Source organism: Paenibacillus sp. FSL H8-0259 (assembly GCF_037963255.1).
Lineage (GTDB): Bacteria > Bacillota > Bacilli > Paenibacillales > Paenibacillaceae > Paenibacillus_AQ > Paenibacillus_AQ phytohabitans.
On the sequence record NZ_CP150147.1, the window covers coordinates 4,389,355 to 4,411,877 of the forward strand.

Sequence of the window (22,523 nt, forward strand, 5' to 3'; positions counted from 1 at the left end):
ATGTAGTTATAAAGTTAATGTAGTGATAGAATAATACAATCATTCTAATAATCACGGGAAGAGTGGAAATATGCGAATAGGATTATTTGACTCCGGAATAGGCGGTTTAACGGTGCTTCATCAGGCACTGAAATTTCTGCCGCAAGAAGATTACCTCTTTTACGCAGACACTGCACATGTTCCTTATGGAGAGAAAACAAAAGAAGAAGTTAGAGAGTACATTCTAAATGCTGTAGATTTCATTGCTAAACACAATATAAAAGCTTTGGTCATTGCTTGTAACACTGCCACCAGTATCGTGATTGAGGAGCTCAGAAGCCGTTATGACTTTCCTATCCTGGGCATCGAACCGGCAGTGAAGCCTGCCATTGAACAATCCGAAGGAAAACAGAAAAAGGTTCTGGTGTTAGCCACGAGACTTACGCTGCAGGAGAAGAAGTATCATGATTTAGTTCACCGTATAGATCATGGGGAAATTGTGGACAGTTTACCTCTTCCCGGACTGGTGCAGTTCGCTGAAAGCTTTGAATTTGATGAAAAGAAAATCATCCCCTATTTACATCAAGAATTGTCCCGGTTTAATTTGCAGCAGTACGGCACAGTGGTACTCGGATGTACTCATTTTCCTTATTTCGAGAATAGTCTTAAGAAGGTTTTTCCTGCTCATGTCGACTTCATCTCAGGCAGTATTGGAACAGCAAGACATCTGAAACGCATACTCGAACTCAAAGGTCAGGTTAACCAGAGTGGTACCGGCGATATCATCTTTTTCAAGTCTGGTGTGATAGTTGAGGATACCTGCACGTTAGGCAATTACCATCGCCTGTTTAAACTTCTGGATGAACTGTGAATTTAATTATGTTCAGCTGCTGATGATTACCGGAGAAAAGGAAGTGTATGACTTGAGCCACTATGAAGCGGTCATGGGGAAATTACGCCGAAACCCCCTGAAGAATATAACGCTGCTCAAAATGATGACTGCCTATCACAGTCAGATTGACAGTACGCTGATCGAACAGCAGGATCACTGGGGAGTGTTATTGATGATGCCTGCCGTGACCTTCCCCTACGATCACCGGACCTATCCGGAAGCTGACACCGTTGTGCTTATGGACTACAGCAGCCCGGAGGTCTTCCCCGCCCTGCTGAAGCTGCTGCCAAGGGACGCAAGGCTCGTATTTAAGCTGCAGGAGGATGCGTACCGCCAGGCGCTGGAGCCGTATTTCACACTGCATAAAGTCCGCAGTCTCTATTCCTATTCTACGGCCGAAGGCCAAACCTTCAGCGCAGACGGGGCATGCATCGTAAGTGAAGCAATGGATGAACGGCTGCTGCCGTTATGGATGGCAAATGATTATTCACAGGGGGAAATCAGTCAATTTTTTCAGGAGGGGGCTTTCTCTGTATCATTGTTCGAGGGAGACATGCCTATCAGCACTTGTATGGTGTTCCGCAATGAGGAGTCTGTCTGGGAGATTGGAGCTGTACATACGTCTGCTGCCGCAAGAAAAAACGGACTGGCGCAGCGCGTGGTCCGCACAGCATTGTACCATACTCTGCAAAGGGGATATATTCCGAGGTATCAGGTACTTGAAGACAATCTCGCCTCCATACGTCTGGCTGAATCGATTGGTCTTACCCCCGCAGTGAAGCTTGAGCACTGGATTAACTATTAACGGTTATCTCTGTATTCAAAATATTATATACTGTTAGAAACATGTATCTGTCTATGGAGCCTCTGCTCACAAACTATGAAGGAGTTAATCTATGAGTTATCAACCCCCACCCTTTGGAGATCAGGAATTTTATCAACAGTTTCCCCCGCCGCCCCGCCAGGAGCGGACGAACGGCAAAGCGATCGCAGCACTGGTGCTCGGCATTCTCTCCATCGTAGTTCCTTATATCGGACTTATCTTCGGAATTATTGCGATCGTTCTGGCTGCACTCGCCTTCAAGGAGATCCGTCTCCGCTATGAGCAAGGCAGGGGGCTGGCGATTGCCGGGCTGGTCTGCGGGATTGTCGGCACCATCATTTACGCTGTACTAATCCTCCTGTTTGTTCTTGCACTCGTGATGTTTGGTAATATTGACACCGGCACGGTGAATTATTTCAACAATTTAAACAGCTTTTAAAGGGTGAAAAAACAATAAAAGGAAGCTGACACCGGTTTCGATAACCGGCATCAGCTTCCTTTTATTGTTGCGGCGGAGTCCCCTTACTCATGAGAATGTTGATGCTCTCCTGCTGACGGTATTCCGTCGGTGTAAGCTGATATTTCTTACGGAACATTTGCGTGAAGTGCCGCATGTCCTGATAACCCACCCGTTCAGCAATTTCAGCCAGCTTCAGCTTGGGATTGAGCAGCAGCAGCTTGGCCTGCTCCAGCCGCAGGGAGGTTACATATTCCTTGTAGCCCTGCCCCGTCTTCTGCTTAAACAGCTGGCTGAAATACGCCGGATTCAGGAACACCACCGAAGCCATTTTCTCCAGTGACAGATCCTCGTAGAAATGCTCCTTGATATAGTGCAGCGCAACATCAATGGCCTTCTCCCCGCTGCCCTTCATCGGCTCCAGCTCAAGCGCCTGGGAGGCCGAAGCCTCCCGCATCCGCTTCACAACCTGCGGCACGGTGTTGAAGTCGTAGCTGAGCCCGGAGTGGATAATCTGGAAAGAAATCTTCAGGTAATGCGTCAAATGAGCCTTGACCTCTTCCTGGAAATGCTCCACCCGGACGTTCTCACCCGGCGTAATAAGGCCCAGCAGACTCTGCCGGTCATAGCTGACAACGAATCCCCGTCCATGCTGGTCGATCAGCTCAGACAGCACATTCTCGACGATGAAATGCTCCAGGCGGACACTTTTGTCACCCGGGTCCAGCTGGATCATTACCAGATAGAAGTGGTTGTAATCTTCAATAAAAGGCTCAATATCCAGATTCCCGATATCCAGCCCAGAGGCCAGCCGCTGGAATACCCCCTCGCGGAGGAATCTCAGACTGGCCTTCAGCCGTTCTCCTTGCCGCGAGATATTATTGTCCTGCTGGATTTCCGTTGTTAGGCTGTCAATAAGCTCAGTCAGCTTTGTTTTGCCGATCGGCTTAAGCAGATAGTCTCTCGCACCCAGCCGGACTGCTTCCTGCGCATAGGAGAATTCGCTGTGGGCAGAGATGACAATCCATTTCACATACGGATACCGGCGCTTCGAGATCTTCATGAATTCGAGGCCGTTCATTCCCGGCATCAGAATATCGGTCAGCACAATGTGGATGCGCTGTTCTTCCATGATTTTAACCGCTTCTTCCGCTCGGGCGGCCACGAATACCTGATGCTCCGGGCTAATCTGCCCGATGGTGCGCTTGATGCCTTCACGTATGACCCGTTCATCATCGGCAATAAGAATATTCACGTAGTCTGTTCTCCTTCCACTGAAATCGGCAGCACGATGGCAACCTGTGTCCCTTCTCCGGGGAAACTCTGAATCTGCAGGCCGTAACACTCCCCGAACATGAACTGCAGCCGGCGGTGCAGATTCTGCAGGCCGATGCCGCTTTTGCCGCTCTCCTTGGGACTGAGACCAGGAGCGTCCCCATTCAGCGAGTCCTGCAGCCGTTTCAGCTGTTCCTCATTCATTCCATTTCCATTGTCTTCCACAATCAGTCTAAGAACGGAACCTTCTTCACTGGTATATACCTTCAATATACCCTGGCGGCCCAGTGATTCCAGACCGTGCTTGACGGCGTTTTCAATTACAGGCTGGACCGTCATTTTGGGAACACGGATGTCCAGCCAGCGTTCATCGATTTCCGTAATAATCTGCAGCCGGCCTTCCAGCCGGATCGAGATAATCTTCAGATAATGGCCAATCTGCTCCAGCTCTTCGTGCAGGCTCACTTCGGCCCCATCCTCCCACTGGCTGCTGTAACGGAACATTGAGGACAGGGACAAGACCAGCTCACCCAGTTGCTCATTGCCTTCCTCATCCAGCATCCAGTAGATCATATCGAGTGTATTGTACAGGAAATGCGGATTGACCTGGGACTGCAGCGCATGCAGCTCAGCATTCTTCTCACTGACGGAAGAGAGCTTCACCCGTTCAATCAGCTCCTCGATCCGCCGGACCATCCGGTTGAAGGAAGCCACGAGAATATTAATCTCCTGATAGGAGGAGACATTGACCATTCCGCGGAAGTTACCGACCTCTACCTGCCTCATCTCCCGGATCAGCTTCTTCAGCGGCGAGGAGATGGTCTGAGATACGATCGAGGCAATCAGTGTTGAGACAATAATCAGCGCCGAGATGACAATCAGCAAATAACGCTTCATCTCAATCAGCTCTACATTCAAATCCTTGTCCGGGGTTATACTCATCACCCACCAGCCGGAGAATGACAGCTTGGAGGCTACGACCAGCCGGTCGCTTTGCTGCTCAACCATCACATTCTGCGAAGTCGGCAGCATAGGCAGATTGGAGACGTCCGGCGTCGGATCTGTAGCAGAAGTGACAAACCGTCCATCCGGGGACATCAGATACACCTGACTGTGCTCACCGAGCTTCAAGTTCTCAAGGGCATCCAGCACCGGCTGCGGATTCGTCTCATACAGCACGATCCCGATCGGCTTATGCTCATTCAGATCATAAATCTGCCGGCCGAAGGCGAACACCGGGCTGTCCTCCACCTGATCGATCAGGGAATGCTGGTACACCCCGAGCCAGACCATTTTACCTGACGAGGCCTGCAGCTGGTGATACCAGTCTTCATCGGCGTAATCCGGATCGACCACGTTCATATAATTCCCGTAATTATAAATCTTCCCTCTGTCTGTGATCACATGAATGCCCACCAGGTCATCCCGTGAATAAAAAATCGAGCCGATAATATTCGTCACGGTCTGCTCATTGATATAAGCCACCGCCGGCTCATCGGTTTTCTCATTAATCAGACGAATCATCTCGAAGTTATTGCTGAGCGATTTGGACAATGCATCATAGCCCTTGTAGAGGAGTGTGAACAACCCTGCGGTCTGGGCAACGTTTTTTTGCGACAAATCACTGATCTTCTCATGCAGCTGATCCGTAGTCCGGTTATAGTACAGCAAGCTGACAATAAGCAGAATACTGGACATGCAAAAAAGAAACAGCAAGAACAACCGATGATGGATGGAATGAAAGCCGCTCTTCATAGGACTCTCTCCTTTCAACACCCTGTCCTGCCGTTTCCTATTATAAATCTAACCCAATTTTATATGCAACGCGTGAATTCATAATTCTGCAGATCAGCCTTTGACAGCCCCTGCCACCATGCCCTTAGTGATCTGGTTCGACAGGAAGAAGTAGATCAGGATAACCGGCAGCGCACCCATAACGAGGAATGCCCCGATGTTGCCGTAGTTGACCGAATACTGGCTGACGAAGGTGTAGACCCCGAATGGCAGGGTTTTGAGCTTCTCGGACGAGATGAACGTTGCCGCCAGGATGTACTCGTTCCAGATGTTGATGAAGGTCAGGATACATACCGTCATTACCGGCGGTACAGACACCGGAAGAATAATGCTGCGGAAGATCCGGTACACACTCGCTCCGTCGATGAACGCCGACTCTTCAATCTCATGCGGGATAGCTCTCATGAATCCGCTTAAGATGAATACGGCGATTGGCGTGGAGAATGCGACGTAAGGCAGAATCAGCGACCAGTGAGTATTCAGGATATGCATATTTTTGAAAATAATCATCAGCGGCAACAGTGTAGCCTGCATCGGAATCATCATCCCCATCAGGAAGATGGTCATCACGAGATTGCCGTATTTCCAGCGGAACCGTGAGATTGCATAAGCTGCCATTGAGGCCAGCAGGATAACACAGATCATCGTAAATGCGGTAACGAATACGCTGTTGGACAGATACTTCAGATAACTCCCGGAGGTGTAAGCTTCATAGTAGTTATGCCATTGAATTTTTTTGGGAAAAGAAAAGAAGCTGCCGTCCATGATTTCTTCGTTGGTCTTGAGTGAATAGAGCAGCAGCCATAACAGCGGGTACAGCTGGGTGACCACAGGGATGGCAAAAAGAAGATACACGATTCCTTTTTTTAATTTACGCATGATTCGCGCACTCCTTTCCTAGTTGTATTTTTTCTCAAGTTTATTGAAGATGGTATTGATCACTCCGGTAAAGATGAGACAGACAACAACCAGGAACGTTGCGATCGCACTGCCGTATCCATACTTGAAGGACATGAAGGAACTGTTATACATATGGGTTGAGATGACATCTGTCGCATGCGCCGGACCGCCGCCTGTCATGACCATGACCAGATCGAAGGCCTGCAGGGAGCCGATAAACGCCAGGATAATCGATATTTTGAAGATCGGAACAATCAGCGGGAGGGTAATATAACGGTCCGCTTTGAAGCCGTCTGCTCCGTCAATTTTGGCCGCTTCATATAGCTCATCAGGAATATTCTGCACTCCGGTATACTGGATCAGCAGATGGTAGCCGAAGAACTGCCAGAGTGATACCAGATAAAGGGAATACATGGCGATGTTCGGCTCGGTGAGCCAATTGTGAGTCCAGCTGTCAAGACCCAGTGACACTAGCACGCCATTCAGCATGCCCCCCATGGAAGTAGGGTTGTAGATGGTCTTCCAGAGTTGTCCAATGATAACAACCGACAGGATCACCGGTGTGAAGTAGATCGACACCAGTGTATTGGCTTTTTTCAGATAACGGTTAAGCAGGATAGCCATTCCTAAGCAAAGTGGAATTTCCAGCATGGAAGCCACTGCATACAGCAGGGTTCTTCGTACGGAAGGCCAGAACACAGGATCATTGAAGAACATATCTTTGAAATTGCCTAAACCGATAAACTCCGCAGTAGTAAGACCGTCCCACTTCAATAAGCCCGTATATAATGATACCAGTATGGGAACAAACACAAGGCACACGTACAAGAGCAGACATGGCAGTATGAAGACGGCTATTGTGCGTGCTGGCACCTTAAGTACTTTCATCTTTCCCGCCTCCTAAACAAGCAGATTCTTTGTCTATTTACGATATTCACGATATTCACATTGAAAATCTTCATGATAAACTCGATGCGAAGAAGCCTGGATCAGCTTGCTTCGCATCGAGAAGGACAGCTTTACGGTTGCCTGTAGCGTATTGCTTATTGCTTATTTGTTGGCTTCAAATGCAGCCTGGTGCTCTTTCGCTACCGCAGCGGAATCCATTTTCTGAACGAACAGGTTCTGAATGCTGCTGAGGTGAACTTGAGCTGTTGCAGGGTTCATCGTGTTATCGAACGCCAGGTCGCCGCCTTTAACTTGGTTGAACAGGCCGGCAATGTTAACAGCCAGATCAGAGTAACCGGCAGCTTTGAGGTCGCCGTCTACCTTTTGACCGATACCTACAGCATTTTTCAGTTCAAACTGTTTCTTAGGATATTCGGAAGCGAAGTAGTTCAGGAAGTCTTTGGTTTCTTGCAGGTGTTCGCTGTTTGCAGATACGGCAAATGCGCTGCCTGGTGCAAGCATGAATTCGTTAGGATCGCCCTTGCCGTTCACTGTAGGGAATTGGAAGGCTCCAACTTTACCGGCTACAGGCGATGCGTCAATTGCGCCTGTTTCCCAAGATCCGATCGACCACATTGCCGCTTTACCTGTTTTGAAGATGTTACCGCCGGCATTGGCATCAATGGAAGTAGCTCCATCCGGGAATGCACCGGCTTGAACCAGTTGCTGGAATGCTTCTACAGCTTCTACGAATGCAGGATCTTCGAAGGTTTTCTTGCCGTCAAGCACATCCTGCAGGAATCCAGGGCCGCCGTTGGTGCGGAGCAGGATGTTCATGAACAGGAACGAGCCGGTCCAGGAATCTTTTTCACCGATAGCCAGTGGGGTAATTCCCTTATCTTTCAGGATTTTGACATCCTGGAGCAATTCTTCAAAGGTTGTCGGAGGAGCAGCAATTCCTGCTTGTGCGAACAGATCTTTGTTGTAGTACACGACTTCGATGTTGTTGCCGTCAGGAAGCGCATACACATTGTTGTCGAAGCTGTAGTAATCGAGCAGGCCTTCCTGATAAGTGTCTTTCAGGCCATTCTGATCGAGCATATCATTCAGTGGAGCGAACAATCCTGCATCTACGAAAGGCTTCATTTGTGCAGCCGGGTTAACGATGGTGATGTCCGGTACTTCTTTGGAAGCAGCCTGTGTCTTGAGCTTCACCTTCTGCTGGTCTGTGTTCAGCGTATCCAGTTCAATCTTCACATTCGGATGATCCTTCTGGTACTGCTCGGTCAGCTCGTTGATCATTTTGTAAGCCGGTGTTGCAGGGTCAGGATAGATATTCTGGAAGGTAATTGTTACTTTCTTGTCGCTTGGAGCAGTTGTTGCTGCGGCGTTTCCGCTATCTGTTGTGTTCGGTGCGGCGTTGTTTTTGGCGCCGTCGTTTGCGTTGTTGTTCGAGTTACCGCATGCTGCAAGGCTTAACGCCATAACTGCGGTGAAAGCGATGGTAGCGGATTGCTTCATTTTTCTGTTGACCATTAATTGATGCCCCCTGTGTTCGTGATATGCTTATTATCATCCTGTGAAGCGCTTCCAACAAGGTGGGAACTACAGAATAAAGGTTTGTTTTTTCTAGGTATACTGCACTTAAGCAGCCTAATCGTCCAACCTTTTCTCTAACATCTGTTCATCGTCTTTAACATAGCTGCACTGTTCATAGGTTCTGGTTGCAGCAGTGTTGCTTCTACCTGTCAGTACCTTTATACTTTTCACTCCGCGTTCTCTAAAATTTTCTTCCAGGCAAGAAATAATGGCAATTGCAATTCCTTTTCTTCGAGCGGCTTCTTCTACGTAGAGTTCAGTAATTTCTCCATAGGGTTCATCATAACAAAATGAAGAAAAGCATTGAGCACAGCCAAAACCAACGATTCTACCATTTATCTCTGCTACGGCAATCAGTTCATTATGATTTATATTCAAATGTTCAATTATCTTAGCTGCGGGTCTTGGTGCACCACCGTTAAATTCCTGATTTAGTCTGGAAAGATCTTCAGCATCGGTTAAGGATGCCAGCCGTACATTTGCAACAGAATCCATCTTCGGTCACCCCTCCATTTCTATATCTAACCCCTAAAGTTTAACAACTCTAATTCTTGAAGAACTTCCTGTACATCACAGTTGGAATTTAGGATATTGATCATCTCTTCCGTAATGGGGAAATCATCGTAAATTTTTGCAACAACATCTAAGGATGGTGATAACTCAAAATAACCTATTGCAAATTCTACAAAATCCTCTGGTGTATGGAATATACAGCCCACTAAAAAATCAGAACCATCGCTTACACCTTTTGGAATCTCAACTTTTCCCTTGTGCCAGTTAGCTGTTTTTACGCCATACGGGCTTAATTCAGATTCATGATCGAAGCCTTTTATTATGGAGCCATCAGCGGAAAACAAAATAATTAGATGATCACCTGCTCCATTATCTATTTTCGCCATACAAACACCCTCGTCCCAATTTTGAACAAAGCTATGGTAACGAAGCCATTCATCTTGACAAATATCCACTCACTTCAACGTCTGCCCATAGCTAACCGGGGCTGCCGTCTCATACCGGCAACCTCGGTTAAATGATTGTTAAGCTATAGTTACCCCGTTATGGAGTTCAATGATTTTATCCTGTAATAACTAATCCCTTATTTCGGTATTTCTTTGAAAGCAGCCGTCGAGCAGGTTTTTTCCTTTATGATAATCTTTCATTAATTTTGATCAATATTTCCTTCAAGATTTGCTTCTCCTCCTCGGTAAGGACTTGAACGATTTCTTCCTCCACCCTTTGGAATGAGTCTTGAAAGTCTGCAATCAGTTCAATCGCTTTTGGCAATACATATATATTTTTTTGCCGTTCATTATTGGCCGGGATTTTGCGCTCGATGAACCCTTTTTGCTCTAGACCTTGAAGCATGCTTGTAATGCTGGCCCCACGTAGATGAAACCTATCGGCAAGGTCCTTTTGAATAATATGATTATTTTGGTTCTGGTAAATATAATCGATTACTTTTCCTTGTTGAGCGTTTAACCCCTGCTCTTTTATACTTTCGTCCGCTCTTTTCTTTAACTTAAGACCGATAATCTGAAACAAATCCAGATAAGGCGTATCCTTTCGGGATTCCATGATCTTCCCCCCTGTGATTGTTAGGAATCTAACTGTAAGCAAATAAACTATACAGTGATCCTATAGGCTTGTCAAAAGAATAATTAGATTATTGACAGTTAGTTAACTAATAGTTATACTTCGAATTGTTCAAATTACAAACACTTGGGAGGAATTCATATGGAGATGGATAAGGTCACACAAAATGCTGCGTTAGAACAAGTTACGGCAATTACAAATATACGTATTTTTGATGGAAATCAAATGATTGCGCCAAGACATATTGTCGTTAAGGGGGAGTCCATAATTTCAGTGGGCGGAGACCTTCCGGCTGGTGCAACGATTATCGATGGAGAAAATGCGACTCTAATGCCTGGTTTCATTGATGCACATGTCCACACTTCGATCGGCGGATTACGAGATGCACTAAAATTCGGCGTGACAACAGAACTCGAAATGAACGGCGATTTTACAAAAAGAGGGCGCGAGATTCAGTTAAAAAATGTGAATGACGTCGCAGACGTCCGTTCTGCTGGCACAGCGATCACCGCTCCGGGCGGACACCCAGATGAATTATTGCCAGATGGAGATGAAATACCGGAATTCATATTAAAGGAACTAGAGAAATTATCGGAGGAAGACCGGGAATCGATGTTGGCTGCATACGCTCACGATCACGAAGAAATACCGCAAGTGACAACGGTGGAAGAAGCGATTAAACATGTGCATACCCAAGTGGAGAATGGCGCCGACTATATTAAGATCATGATTGAAGAAGGAACGGTCATGGGTGCGCCTGGCCTGCCTGTACTAAGCGAGGAGATTCTAAAAACAGCCGTGACAGAAGCCCACAAGTTCGATAAGCTGGTCATCGCCCACGTATTGACGGCTCTTTCATCGCAAGAGGCCATCGATTTTGGAGTCGACGGTTTGGGCCACTTGTTTATCGACAGACCCGAGAATACGTCCGGGTTAGTAATGTCCATAGCGGCTTCAGGCGCTTTTGTTATACCGTGCTTGGTGTTGAATTCATCTATCCTTGGAAATCCGGCATCGGAATTGGCGAATGATCCGCGTGTTCATTCCAAGTTAAGTTCGGATTGGATCGATATCTTGAACTCAAGCTTCAATACGTTTCCGCAAGGCAATATGGAGAACAGCTTTAAAAATGTGATGGACCTTCACCGTGCCGGAGTTGATATTCTGGTAGGGACGGATGTCGCGCCGGTTCCTGTTCCGAATCTTGGCGGCCTTGCTCATGGAGCCAGCGTCCATCATGAAATGCAATTGCTGGTGAAGGCCGGGTTCACTCCGATAGAAGCGCTTCAGTCAGCTACCGCAAAACCGGCCCGTTGCTTTGGTCTTAACGATCGCGGTCGTATTGCCGAAGGCGCACGCGCTGACCTTATTTTAGTAACCGGTGATCCGACAACCAACATCTCGGATACCTTGTCGATCAAATCCGTGTGGTTCAAAGGTGTGCAACAACGATATTAATCAGAGCCGATATCCCCGTACTATGTCGTCAGAGCGATTACTTAGTGTAAACGAAATAATTACACGGCCGCCCTACAAACATATAAAACATTCTGATCGCTGGGTCCATGAATTTCATTGGAGCATCCCGTTGAAAGCAAGCATTACTTTTCGCCACTAATTATTCAAAAGAAGCAGCCGATCACGTTAGAATCGGCTGCTTCTTGTTATATATTACTATATCAATTATGCTGGCGGCTGCTTCCACTGTTTAATCACGCTGAGCAATCCCGGAACATCCAGCCCGTCGAGCGAAAAAGCTTTGCGCAGCAGATCATGCGGGATGAATTCATCGTATTTGCCGAGGTAAGGGGCTTCATCCGGTCCGAGCAGGGAAATAGCATCCGTAGCTGCGGCGGTTTCGGCAATGATCTCTTCCTCCAGCGTCTCTGCATCTGCCTTGCCGGCGACAACCATATAATAAGGTTCCATCGGCACGACGGACCGCAGACCGAGCGGTCCCTTCAGATTGTTCTTCAGCAGGCGCTCCAGCGTACGGAACTGCCGGCTGCCCGCCCATGGAAGGATGAACATGGAGTCTCCTCCGGCAGGCAGGACAGAACGCGTCAAGAGTCCGCTCTCTTTGGCAAGCCTGCGGGCCCGCTCCAGTCTGGTGGCCGCGCTTGGCGCAAGATACGGATACAAGGCTGTCGATCCGAGCACTTCGCGGATCTTCGTCATGATCCGGGTGTGGACATCCCCTCCGGCTCCAAGCCATAAGGTGTCTACCTTGCCGCGTGATCCTTTGACATAGACCGCCTTGTGGCGGTTGTCGACCTCTTCCACCTTCCACAGCTTGCCGGCCAGGGTGAAGCAGTAACCCGGCGGTGGCACTGTAGTAATTGAACCGATTTCCTCGGTGCCATTATAGACGACATGCTCTTCATCGTCTTTGAATACCGCATAGAAACGGAAGTTGTTGACGATCTTCTCCCCCGCCATGCCAATCAGCAGACTGCCCTCATCCATCTTCTCAATGTGGCCCATGCCCTGCATGTATTCCATGAAGGCGTCATAATCAGCGGGATCAATACTGCGGAAGGACGGCAGGCTCAGCACCGCCTCCTTCAGATCCTCCAGCTCCGCCTCTCCCATGCTCTTGAGGATGCTCATCGTCTGATGATACAGCAGCCCGACCGGAAGCTGGCGCACGACCAGCGGCTCGACCCATTTCTCGCGTACGTACAGCTCGATTACGGCAATGGCCCGCAGCAGCGTCCACGGCATCCGCGCAGGCAGCTGCGCCTCCTCGTCCTCCTCCTCGGGCGTGACGAAGATCATCTCGGAGGCGGCGTCCCCGCGCCTGCCCGAGCGGCCCAGCCGCTGCACGAAGCTCGCGCAGCTGTAAGGCGCGCCGAGCTGCAGCACCCGCTCCAGCTCGCCCAGGTCAATCCCCAGCTCCAGCGTCAGCGTCGCTGCAGCCACAGCCGGCCCCGCACCCTGGCGGAGCGCGGCCTCCGTCTCCTCGCGCAGCATCGCGGAGATGCTTCCATGATGCACATGGAAGACATCCCGCTCGCCGCGCTTAGCGGCAATGCGCCGCATCTCCAGAATCGCCTCCTCGGCGTCTGTGCGGCTGTTCGTGAAGATCAAGGCCTTCTTCACATGCGTATGGTCGTAGATGAAGCCGTAATAAGCCTGTCGCGCCCGCTCCAGGTGTTCGGCTTCTTCCTCATTCCGCGCATCAGGGAAAGAAAAGTGCTCCACGCTCAGGCGCAGCTTGCGCCCGCCCTGCGGTGCACTGACCTCCACGCTCTCCCGCGTGCCCGCCGCCAGCCACTCCGTGACGGAGGCGTAGTCGCTCAGCGTTGCGGACAGACCCACCCGCCGCGGATGACAGCCGGCCATCCGCGAGATCCGGGCCAGCTGGCTCAGCACCTGAATGCCGCGGTCCGCCCCCATGAAGGCATGCACTTCGTCGATTACGATGAAGCGCAGATCATGGAATAGCGCCGGGATGGCATTCGGGCGGTTCATCAGCAGACCTTCCAGCGATTCCGGTGTAATCTGCAGCACCCCGGAAGGGTTCTGCATCAGCTTCGTCTTATCCGCCTGCGGCACATCGCCATGCCAGTGCCAGACCGGAATATTCCCTTCGCGGAGCAAATCATTTAACCGGGTGAACTGATCGTTGATCAGCGCCTTCAGCGGAGCGATATACAGAATACCTACAGATGCGGACGGACGCTCATACAGCTCCGTAAGCGCGGGGAAAAAAGCCGCCTCTGTCTTGCCCGAAGCGGTTCCGGAAGCGATAAGCAGATGATGCGGTGTGTCAAACAGCACCCGGCAAGCATCTACCTGGGCCTCACGCAGCGTATCCCAGCGGTTCTTGTAGATGAATTCTTTAATGAACGGAGCCAGCCGGTAGAAAGGGTTATCACTCATAGGTCAAACTCCGCCAGGAATCCGTCCAGTTCATTCTGCCCGGTCTCGGCAGGCCGCGGAGTCCGCTCCCCGACCAGCTTCTCGAACGACATTTCCGGATGCTGGTTCAGCGTATGCAGCAGATCCATGAAGTCGCGCACGACCTCACGCGCGGTAAGCAGCTCATCTGCACCCAGCCGGTTCACAGCCTCTTCCATGAAATGCACCAGCTGCTCCTGCGTCAGTCTGGCTTCATACCCGTAGTGTAGCGCGTGAATGTCCCGCAGCTTCTGTAGCAGAATCAGAATCTCCTCATGGGAGAGCATGTCCAGCGCAATGATCGGTCCGGTGAAGTTATTCAGTCCGGCACCGGCATACCGCCCGGCTACCAGCCTGGAACGGAGTGCCTCATAGCTGAATAAGCCGCGCCGGTGGTCTTCAACGAACTGCGGTGTGCCGCCGACGAAGATCCCCAGCCGTTCTGCCTTGCCCTGCATCGTATCGTTGAACATGGTCAGCAGTTTCTCATAATTGCTCTGGCGGGAGATGCTGTTGGTTATCTTGTAGAGGTTGACTCCCTCATCGATGAACAGCAGCAACCCCTTATAGCCGATGGCCCCGGTGAATTCCGCCCATAGCTTCATATAATCATACCAGTTGTCGTCATCGATAATAACGCCCACACCCAGCGCCTTGCGCGCTTCCGTGCGGGTCGCGAACTCGCCGCGCAGCCAGCGCAGCGAATCCTGCTTCAGTGCGTCATCAGCCAGCTTATGCCCGTTCCAGTATGAGGCCAGCACCTTCGCGAAGTCGAAGCCATGCACAAGCCCGCGCATCTCGGAGGCAACCGCATAGATCCGCTGCTCCACTTCTTCACCAAGCTCCAGCGCATCCGGCCCATAGCCCTTCTCTTGCATGACGGCCTGCTGCAGAGACATAATCCACTTCTGCAGCATAATCTCCAGTGCCCCGCCATCGGGGCGCGTCCGGGTTGACAGATGGCTCATCAGCTCGCGGTAGGTGGCAAGCCCCTGCCCCTTCGTACCGACAAGCCGCCGCTCCGGCGACAAGTCCGCATCCGCGACCACGAAGTCCCGGTCCATCGCGTAATTGCGGATAATCTGCAGCAGAAAGCTTTTGCCGCTGCCGAATTTGCCCGTAATCAGCTTGAAGGCGGCTCCGCCCTCGGCGATATTATCCATATCGCGGAGAATGGCTTCAACCTCCGGCCGGCGGCCGACGGCAATATATTCAAGACCGATACGCGGCACAACTCCCGCCGTCAAAGAGTTGACAAGCGCCGTGGTCATCCGCTTCGGTATTTTGAGTGGGTTCATTCCTGATTTCACCTCTTTATAAAGTGCAGCATGGATATACATTCTTCGGTCAGCTCTTCACCGTCGATGACGAGATCCCCCAGACTATCCATAGCAAGTTCATTAATCTCATCAAACAGCAGCTCTGCCATGGTCCCGCCGCCCGCTGCCAGCCGGTTCACCTTCACCAGGCCGTCTTCCTCTGCCAGCGCAAGCAGCACATCCCGCTGCAGCAGACTCAGTTCAGAAGCGAAGGACGTCCAGCTGTCCGCTTCGCCATCAATAATTGGCAGCGGAGAATCTGCTTGTCCTCGCACAGCAGGTTCTTCAACAATAATGTCCAGCTTCTCTTCGTCACTTTCTCTAACCGCTGGCTCTTCTTCACCCGCTGTCTCCTGTTCCCAATCCGTTTCATCATCCTTCTCCAGCGCTTCCTCCACCGTGAGCAGCGAACGCACCACCTCGGAGTCATTCTTCAGCTGTTCCAGCTTCCGCTGATCAATCACAACTGCCGGACCCTTCTCCTCCTGCTCCGCCTTGCGGAATTCACGCTGCAGGAACTTGGTCACCAAGTCCTCCATGTCGGCATCAACTTTGACATCCTTGAGCCGTCCGCGATAACCCATAAGTGCCCGCAGTTTGTTCTCGGTCAGCCGGAATAAGCGTGTAATCAGACTGCGCAGCGGCGGCGATTTGCTGATTCGTACGACAGGTATAAGAACAGAGTAGCCATAGAGTGAGATATCATATACTGCGCTGCGGAACAAATACCGCTCACGGACAACCGGCGGACCGGGCGGGAACATCGTGATCAGATTCGAGCCGTGCTTCCGCGCGACATACGTATCAATTAGTGCCACTACTTGGGGGATGTACTTTTCCGCAGCAGCTTTTCCTTCACCTGTATAAAATTTCGATTTGCTGATATCATAATCCGACATCACACTCAGCACCTCGATGCTAAGCTGCTCCGGGGCAGCAGACAGGCAGCGGACAAGCTCAAGCTCAGCCAAGTCCCCGGCAAGCCCGCGTGTACGGATCACAATCTCCGAGAGCGGGATATCAAGCTTATGCACGAATGAGAAATCCGCAATCCATCCGCCAAGGTATTGATCCAGACGTTTATACATGTCACGGTAGGCTTCCCAGAGCAAGCCGAGCTGACGGCATCCATCCTGCGGCTCATCCCAGCCCACACCGTTAATCAGCTCATATATATGCAGAAAAATATAGGAGAGGTCGGTCTTAGGGTATCTCCCTTGCCGGACTTCATCCCGCCAGAAGAAATACCACCGGCTCTGCGCACCTGTCATATGGCCGTAAGTCGGCCAATAGCTCTTAAAGGGAACAAATAAAGCCGCAGGCTCCTTATGATCCGCAAGTTCCCGGGCCCGCTGGACAAACTGGCTCTCCGTAGTGGTTACCGGCTCCTGTGTCTCTTCCATATCCCATAGCTGGAGCTGTACTGTATCATATTGGGACGTTTTCTTCTTGCCCGGACCTTCCGGAGGCTTCGGTATAACCGCTTCTGCAGAACTCCGCGGCGGAATTGCCATATTCTGCTCCGTGCTCTCCCAGACCAGCTCCGTGAAATGCAGGCCCTGCCTGTCTTTAGCCATACTTACCCGCTCCATTAGTGTGCCATAATAATTTTTACCATTATACCATATGCCTTATGAGGTGATGCAGCGGTCTCCAGTCCTGTACTAGGGGCATCAAATGGAGCTATTCTTGCTCCCGCCGTTCCGTCAAAAGGTAAGCCGGACTGAAAAACCGCTACTTGGAACAAATCAAGCAAGTTCGGCAGGCGTAAACATATCCATGCTGGCGTATATTTCAAAAAAGACCTTGAGAGACTGGCCCCTCAAGATCCTAGATTAGAGTGTCTGTCACCGCACATTGCCGGACAATGAGAACGTTTGTTTGTGTCTTCCTTAAGAATATACTATATTCACCCTATGGGCTGCAATAGCGGAGGCTTCCCTCCAGCCGCTATGCGGGTGGTTTTTTGTATTGCGCATTTCACGCACTCAACTGGCTAAAGCCACAACAAAGGCCAGCCGGAAGCTCCGGCTGGCCTTGTTGGAGTATAACTCCTGATGGTTTTTCCAATTATTCTTAGAGCAGCTCTGTGCCCTTCGTTTCCTTCCCCAGGAACAGCACGGCCAGCGCACCAATAATAATCGTTACGAAGAACAGCATGAAGATTGTGCTGATCGCGACCGAATTCCCCACCATCACGCCGACCAGTGTAGGTGCAATAATACCCCCGATCCGGCCGAACGAGGTTGCCAGTCCTGCACCTGTTGAACGGATGGTAGTCGGATACAGCTCCGGTGTATAAGCATACATCCCGCCCCATGCCCCCAGGTTGAAGAAGGACAGGCAGATCCCGGCGGCCATCAACATGCCTTCGGTCGTGGAATTTCCGAACCAGGCGGCGCTGACAGCTGTCAGCAGCAGATAGATCACGAGCACGAACTTCCGGCCGAATTTCTCGATGAAATAAGCGGCGGTGAAATATCCCGGAAGCTGGGCGAGCGTCATGATCAGCACATACTCGAAGCTTTTGACCAGACTGAAGCCCTTAAGCACCATAACTGTCGGCAGCCACAAGAACATACCGTAGTAGGAGAAAACAACCGTAAACCACAGAATCCACAGCATAATCGTCGAACGGCGGTATTCCGCAGACCAGACTGCCGTAATCCGGTTCCGCAGGGATACCGGAGCCTTCTTGATCTCGGCGAATTTCGGCGAGTCATCAATTGCCTTACGCAGGTAGAGCGCATAGAGCGCCGGTACTGCACCAATCGCGAAGGCAATCCGCCAGCCGTAATCCGGAATAACGAAATAAGCGATCAGCGCGGACAGAATCCAGCCAAGCGCCCAGAAGCTCTCCAGCAGTACGACGGCCCGTCCTCTTTCTTTGACCGGCATGCTCTCGGACACCAGTGTCGAGGCAACCGGCAATTCACCGCCCAGCCCGAAGCCGGCAATGAAGCGCAGCACGCACAGCATTACATACCCTGCGGCGAATGCCGACAGGCCGCTTGCTATGGAGAAGATCAGCAGCGTCCACAGCAGTACGGATTTGCGGCCGAACCGGTCCGCGAGAATCCCGGCTGCAGCCGCTCCCACCGCCATACCCACCGAGTTAATACTGGTTAAATATCCGATCTTCTCCGGTCCCAGCGACCATTCCTTGGCCAGCGCAGCCACCACAAAAGATATCATCCCCACATCCATCGCATCGAACATCCAGCTGAGTCCTGCACTGAAGAGCAGTTTTCTTTGCTTCGGATTCTGCAGCAGCGACATTTGATTCATCATAACAAGCACCCTCTTCCCTGATTCCCGCTAAGTCTCGGAGTAAGACTAGTTTCACTTACACATTCTAGAATCGGACGGTTCAAAAATCAAGGAATAACACCGCATTGAAATATTGCCGGGCCATCGCCTGAAAATAACAGGTCTGAACCGATATGGCCGCGATCAGGAGCATATTCTGCACGGCATCCCGTTGTGATCTGGTCAGATGGCTGAGCCGCTTCATCATTCCGTCCATCGCCGATTTGAGCGCACTGTCGGATTTCAGCAAATACTCTTTGGGGTTACCAGGCTGAGCCTGCCCCTGCACCGGCATCGGGGAGCGGGTCTTGATCTCCTCGAACAGCTCTGCATACCCGTGATACAGCTGTGCCGGCTCGACCAGGTCGTCATCATCACGCTCAGGCGCCAGGAACAGCATACGGAAGAGCTGGCGGATGCTCTCGAAATCGAGTGCAGCCTTGAGATCATCAATTATAAATAGAAGCGCAGCCTGATTAATGGAATACTTCTTCCCTTCACGCGGCGCCCCGAGATATTCCTTGAAGTCACGCTTTACCCAGTTCTGCATAGCCGTAACAGATAATGTGGAATACTCAATCAGACTGCCGAGCGAGGCGATTTCACCAAGGGATAACCCTTTGATGCCGCTGCCTTTGATCAATTTCTGCAGGATCGGGGGAATATCCGTAGAGAGAAAAGCCGGCAGTGACGTCCCCTCCCGCACCTCTTCACGGTGGAACTTGGTCCAGGCTTCCTGCAGAATATGGAGCGGCTTCCGCTCCGAGTTTTCGCTTAGAGACAGTAATAGTCCGGACATCTCTATCCGGCTAAGTGTAAATGCTTCCATAGATGGCAACCCTCCACCATTTGATATTTCATTGAAAAGTTCGTACAATAGGTTCATATGAACTCATAATATGAGTATAACCTATTTTAGGGACGAAAGGGATGGTAAAGATTATATGGGTATAGGACTTAGTTTGACGCTCGTGGCAATTTTGATTATTTTAACCGCATTTTTTGTAGCAACGGAGTTTGCAGTAGTGAGATTAAGAGGAAGCCAGGTCAGCCAGATGGTACTCGACGGGAAGAAGAATGCGCTAGCGGTACAGCGGGTATCTGCTAACCTCGATGGATATCTGTCTGCTTGTCAGCTTGGAATCACCATTACTGCACTCGGGATCGGGGCGTTGGCAGAGCCTGCATTTGAGCAGCTGCTGATACCATTGTTCGACCTGACGAACCTGAGCCACAGCGTTAGTGAGCCTATTGCTTTTGCACTGGCCTTCATTATCGCCACATTCCTGCATGTCGTTGTCGGTGAACTTGCACCGAAGACGGCCGCTATAAACATTCCGGAGAAAATCGGTCAGATTACCGCACCGCTGATTATTTGGTTCTACAGAGTATTGTACCCTTTGATTTGGATCATGAACGGTTCCGCCAACCTGCTCGTCCGTATGTTCGGAATGAAGCCGGCCAGTGAACATGGCGATGCCCACAGTGAAGACGAGATCCGCCTGATCTTGTCCGAGAGCTATGAGAGCGGCAAAATCAACAAAGCGGAATACGGTTATGTGAACCGGATCTTCACCTTTGATGAAATGCTGGCCAAAGAAATCATGGTTCCCCGGACAGATATGGTATGTCTGTTCACCGACCACTCGCTGCTGGAGAATATCTCTATTATCCGCAAGGAGCAGTATACGCGTTTCCCTGTAGCAGACGGAAGCAAAGACAATATCATCGGTATGATTAATACCAAGCAGCTGTACCTGCAATATGACAACAACCCTGATTTTGATTTCAAAAGCCTGATTCTGCCGATTCTTACCGTATCGGAAGTAACGCCGGTGAAGACGCTGCTGACCCGTATGCAGAAGGAGCGCGTGCATATCGCCCTGCTGCTGGATGAATACGGCGGAACCTCCGGCCTCATTACGATTGAAGACATCCTGGAAGAGATTGTCGGTGAGATCCGCGACGAATTCGACGGGGACGAACGCAGAAATGTAGAGAAGCTGAGCGAGACCCATTATCTGTTTGACGGCAATGTGTCTCTGCTGGAGATCAAAGATCTTACAGGTCTTGATTTCCACGACGACGAAGTGACTACGATCGGCGGATGGCTGTACAGTCACCTGGAAGAGCCGGTTGTCGGCAAAAGCCATGTGTATGAGCATGTCACTCTGACTGTGCGTGAGATGAACCGCCACCGTATCCGTAAGGTTGAGATCAAGATTGATCTTCCGGTCACCGAAGATGCCGCAGTACACAGCGACTAAAGCGGATAGATACGCTGCAGTAATACAGAAAGGCGCTTCCCCTGGGAAGCGCCTTTCTTGCATACTTTGGTGAGTACTAACGTAATCACGCCTATAATTAATACCATTAACTATATAGAGGCGGGGTTAAATATTTTACTCATGTAATATTCGTCTACCCATTCCCCATCCACCAGCAGCGACTTTTTCTTCACGCCTTCAATCTCAAAACCATACCTCGTATACAGCGCAACAGCCCGCTCATTATGCTTCATTACCGTAAGCTCCAGACGCACAATGCCGCTCCGGTTCGCCCACAAGTCCATCTCATGGAACAATCCGCTGCCGATTCCCATGCCCTGATATTGCTTCAGGATGCCGATGACTATATAGGCACTGTGTTTATTGCGGCTGACGCTTCCTCCCCTGACTGACAGGTATCCCGCCAGCTCACCGTCAGCTTCGGCTCCGATCAGGATAGAGGTTTGAGCATTCCCGAAGCTTGCGATCATTTCTTCCACCTGCGGAATTCCGGTCTGCCTCTCTCCGGGTGCAAGCAGCATATACGAAGTTTCCTGATCCAGCCGGTGCTGCAGACTTAAGAGTGCGGCGGCGTCTTCAGGAATCAGTTCCCTCAGTATGATATCCATTTCATTCCTCCTGCATTTAGACCGGTATGTATTTTTTGAAAAGCTTGCTTCCCTCTCCGTCGTACCCCAGGCGCTCGTAGAAGCGGTGGGCATCCGTGCGGCAGCTCTTGCTGGACAGCATTACCTTAAGGGCGCCTCTGGCCGCTGCTGCCTCTTCTGCGAATTGCATCAGTGAGGCTCCTATTCCCTTGCCGCGCAGCTGCGGGTCAGTTACAACACGCTCTATGACCACGAACGGGCGGTCACCGCTAAGCGCATCCATGCACAAGTGCAGATGTAACGTACCCGCTACCTCCCCGTCTTCTTCGTATACGATCAGCAGGCTGTCCGGATTACTGTCAATTTGGCTGATTCTTTGCGGCGATACTTGGATATCCGTGTGCTCCGGCAACAGAATCCGGTACAGCTTTCTAAGCCGGAGGCATCCTCCGGTGTGGCTTCTCTTATCATTCGCAATACTCCCTGTATTATAATTAACAACATTAATTAATATAGTTAATGCGATTAATTAGTTGGTTGAACGGCAAATCATCAGCACATTCCCGTCCGGATCTTTGAAATTAAACCAGTGATCATGTTCAATATCTGTGAGAATTTCAGCTCCGGTAGCTTTGACATAATCATAGGCAGCATCAATGTCGTCGGTAAGCAGATGGAAGGAAGGCACCTTCAGCACAGCCTCGGCTGTAAAAATTCTGCTGTCGAGCACGATTCCCGGACCCTGCATCGGCACGTCATACAGATGCCCGAACAAAATTTCACCGTCAAGCGGCAGTCCAAGCAAGCTGCAATACCAGTTTTTGGACCTTTCGATATCACTAACCGGGATGAAGACAGCGCCAACCTGATTCCGTATGGGACTTGTCACAGCAAGTAGAGCCTCCTCTAAAAGTACA

General features: G+C 50.5%; 21 protein-coding genes. 5 read left to right on the top strand and 16 right to left on the bottom strand.

What is annotated here, in order from left to right; translation table 11 throughout:
* The first annotated feature begins 70 nt into the window (after positions 1-70).
* The 3 genes from murI to NSU01_RS18490 all read left to right on the top strand — a co-directional run bounded on the left by murI (position 71) and on the right by NSU01_RS18490 (position 2,133).
* Positions 71-850: a glutamate racemase gene (gene murI / locus NSU01_RS18480; protein ID WP_076243066.1), complete on the top strand. Its 780-nt coding sequence runs from the start codon at positions 71-73 to the stop codon at positions 848-850.
* Positions 851-902: 52 nt separating this feature from the next.
* Positions 903-1,676 carry a GNAT family N-acetyltransferase gene (locus tag NSU01_RS18485; RefSeq protein WP_339302325.1) on the top strand — a complete coding sequence of 258 codons (774 nt, stop codon included), beginning with the start codon at positions 903-905 and terminating at the stop codon, positions 1,674-1,676.
* 91 nt (positions 1,677-1,767) lie between these two features.
* On the top strand, positions 1,768-2,133 hold the full coding sequence (locus tag NSU01_RS18490) for a DUF4190 domain-containing protein (RefSeq protein ID WP_076243064.1): 366 nt from the start codon (positions 1,768-1,770) through the stop codon (positions 2,131-2,133).
* Between the two features lie 61 nt (positions 2,134-2,194).
* Here NSU01_RS18490 and NSU01_RS18495 read toward each other — a convergent pair whose 3' ends face one another.
* From NSU01_RS18495 to NSU01_RS18530, 8 genes are all read right to left on the bottom strand, one after another.
* Positions 2,195-3,406 carry a response regulator gene (locus NSU01_RS18495; protein WP_076243063.1) on the bottom strand — a complete coding sequence of 404 codons (1,212 nt, stop codon included), beginning with the start codon at positions 3,404-3,406 and terminating at the stop codon, positions 2,195-2,197.
* On the bottom strand, positions 3,403-5,181 hold the full coding sequence (locus tag NSU01_RS18500; RefSeq protein WP_076243062.1) for a sensor histidine kinase: 1,779 nt from the start codon (positions 5,179-5,181) through the stop codon (positions 3,403-3,405). Before NSU01_RS18500 ends, NSU01_RS18495 begins: the two co-directional genes overlap by 4 nt.
* A gap of 93 nt (positions 5,182-5,274) precedes the next feature.
* A complete protein-coding gene (locus NSU01_RS18505; protein WP_042137684.1) occupies positions 5,275-6,099 on the bottom strand; it encodes a carbohydrate ABC transporter permease in 825 nt (274 codons plus the stop codon).
* An 18-nt stretch (positions 6,100-6,117) separates the two neighbouring features.
* Positions 6,118-7,008, bottom strand: coding sequence for a sugar ABC transporter permease (locus tag NSU01_RS18510; protein WP_039301056.1), 891 nt, complete (start codon positions 7,006-7,008; stop codon positions 6,118-6,120).
* Positions 7,009-7,170: 162 nt separating this feature from the next.
* Complete coding sequence (locus NSU01_RS18515) at positions 7,171-8,544, bottom strand: extracellular solute-binding protein (protein ID WP_042137686.1); 1,374 nt, start codon at positions 8,542-8,544, stop codon at positions 7,171-7,173.
* Between the two features lie 117 nt (positions 8,545-8,661).
* Positions 8,662-9,102: a GNAT family N-acetyltransferase gene (locus NSU01_RS18520; RefSeq protein WP_042137688.1), complete on the bottom strand. Its 441-nt coding sequence runs from the start codon at positions 9,100-9,102 to the stop codon at positions 8,662-8,664.
* Positions 9,103-9,128: 26 nt separating this feature from the next.
* Positions 9,129-9,506 carry a hypothetical protein gene (locus tag NSU01_RS18525; RefSeq protein ID WP_076243061.1) on the bottom strand — a complete coding sequence of 126 codons (378 nt, stop codon included), beginning with the start codon at positions 9,504-9,506 and terminating at the stop codon, positions 9,129-9,131.
* Between the two features lie 244 nt (positions 9,507-9,750).
* Complete coding sequence (locus NSU01_RS18530) at positions 9,751-10,182, bottom strand: MarR family transcriptional regulator (protein WP_042137690.1); 432 nt, start codon at positions 10,180-10,182, stop codon at positions 9,751-9,753.
* A 165-nt stretch (positions 10,183-10,347) separates the two neighbouring features.
* On the opposite strand from NSU01_RS18530, the gene NSU01_RS18535 reads away from it, so the two are divergent.
* Positions 10,348-11,658, top strand: coding sequence for an amidohydrolase family protein (locus NSU01_RS18535; RefSeq protein ID WP_076243187.1), 1,311 nt, complete (start codon positions 10,348-10,350; stop codon positions 11,656-11,658).
* Positions 11,659-11,883: 225 nt separating this feature from the next.
* On the opposite strand, the gene NSU01_RS18540 is transcribed toward NSU01_RS18535, so the two are convergent.
* The 5 genes from NSU01_RS18540 to NSU01_RS18560 all read right to left on the bottom strand — a co-directional run bounded on the left by NSU01_RS18540 (position 11,884) and on the right by NSU01_RS18560 (position 19,560).
* Complete coding sequence (locus NSU01_RS18540) at positions 11,884-14,085, bottom strand: DEAD/DEAH box helicase (protein WP_076243060.1); 2,202 nt, start codon at positions 14,083-14,085, stop codon at positions 11,884-11,886.
* Positions 14,082-15,401, bottom strand: coding sequence for an ATP-binding protein (locus NSU01_RS18545; protein WP_042141234.1), 1,320 nt, complete (start codon positions 15,399-15,401; stop codon positions 14,082-14,084). The genes NSU01_RS18540 and NSU01_RS18545 overlap by 4 nt, the downstream gene beginning before the upstream one ends.
* 8 nt (positions 15,402-15,409) lie before the next feature.
* A complete protein-coding gene (locus NSU01_RS18550) occupies positions 15,410-16,999 on the bottom strand; it encodes a TerB N-terminal domain-containing protein (RefSeq protein ID WP_076243059.1) in 1,590 nt (529 codons plus the stop codon).
* A 499-nt stretch (positions 17,000-17,498) separates the two neighbouring features.
* On the bottom strand, positions 17,499-18,710 hold the full coding sequence (locus NSU01_RS18555) for an MFS transporter (protein WP_039299274.1): 1,212 nt from the start codon (positions 18,708-18,710) through the stop codon (positions 17,499-17,501).
* A gap of 82 nt (positions 18,711-18,792) precedes the next feature.
* The gene (locus tag NSU01_RS18560) at positions 18,793-19,560 is read right to left on the bottom strand and encodes a DUF1836 domain-containing protein (protein ID WP_042137694.1); all 768 of its coding nucleotides are present in this window, start codon (positions 19,558-19,560) and stop codon (positions 18,793-18,795) included.
* Positions 19,561-19,675: 115 nt separating this feature from the next.
* Between NSU01_RS18560 and NSU01_RS18565 the strand changes: the two genes are divergently transcribed.
* Positions 19,676-20,998 (top strand): hemolysin family protein, encoded by a 1,323-nt coding sequence (locus tag NSU01_RS18565; protein ID WP_042137696.1) that lies wholly within the window; start codon positions 19,676-19,678, stop codon positions 20,996-20,998.
* Positions 20,999-21,108: 110 nt separating this feature from the next.
* On the opposite strand, the gene NSU01_RS18570 is transcribed toward NSU01_RS18565, so the two are convergent.
* The 3 genes from NSU01_RS18570 to NSU01_RS18580 form a co-directional block, all read right to left on the bottom strand.
* The gene (locus NSU01_RS18570; protein WP_081970028.1) at positions 21,109-21,627 is read right to left on the bottom strand and encodes a GNAT family N-acetyltransferase; all 519 of its coding nucleotides are present in this window, start codon (positions 21,625-21,627) and stop codon (positions 21,109-21,111) included.
* 16 nt (positions 21,628-21,643) lie between these two features.
* Positions 21,644-22,018 carry a GNAT family N-acetyltransferase gene (locus NSU01_RS18575; protein ID WP_179093452.1) on the bottom strand — a complete coding sequence of 125 codons (375 nt, stop codon included), beginning with the start codon at positions 22,016-22,018 and terminating at the stop codon, positions 21,644-21,646.
* Between the two features lie 117 nt (positions 22,019-22,135).
* Entirely contained in the window at positions 22,136-22,495 is a 360-nt protein-coding gene (locus NSU01_RS18580) for a VOC family protein (protein WP_042137700.1), read from the bottom strand.
* Positions 22,496-22,523: the final 28 nt, after the last annotated feature.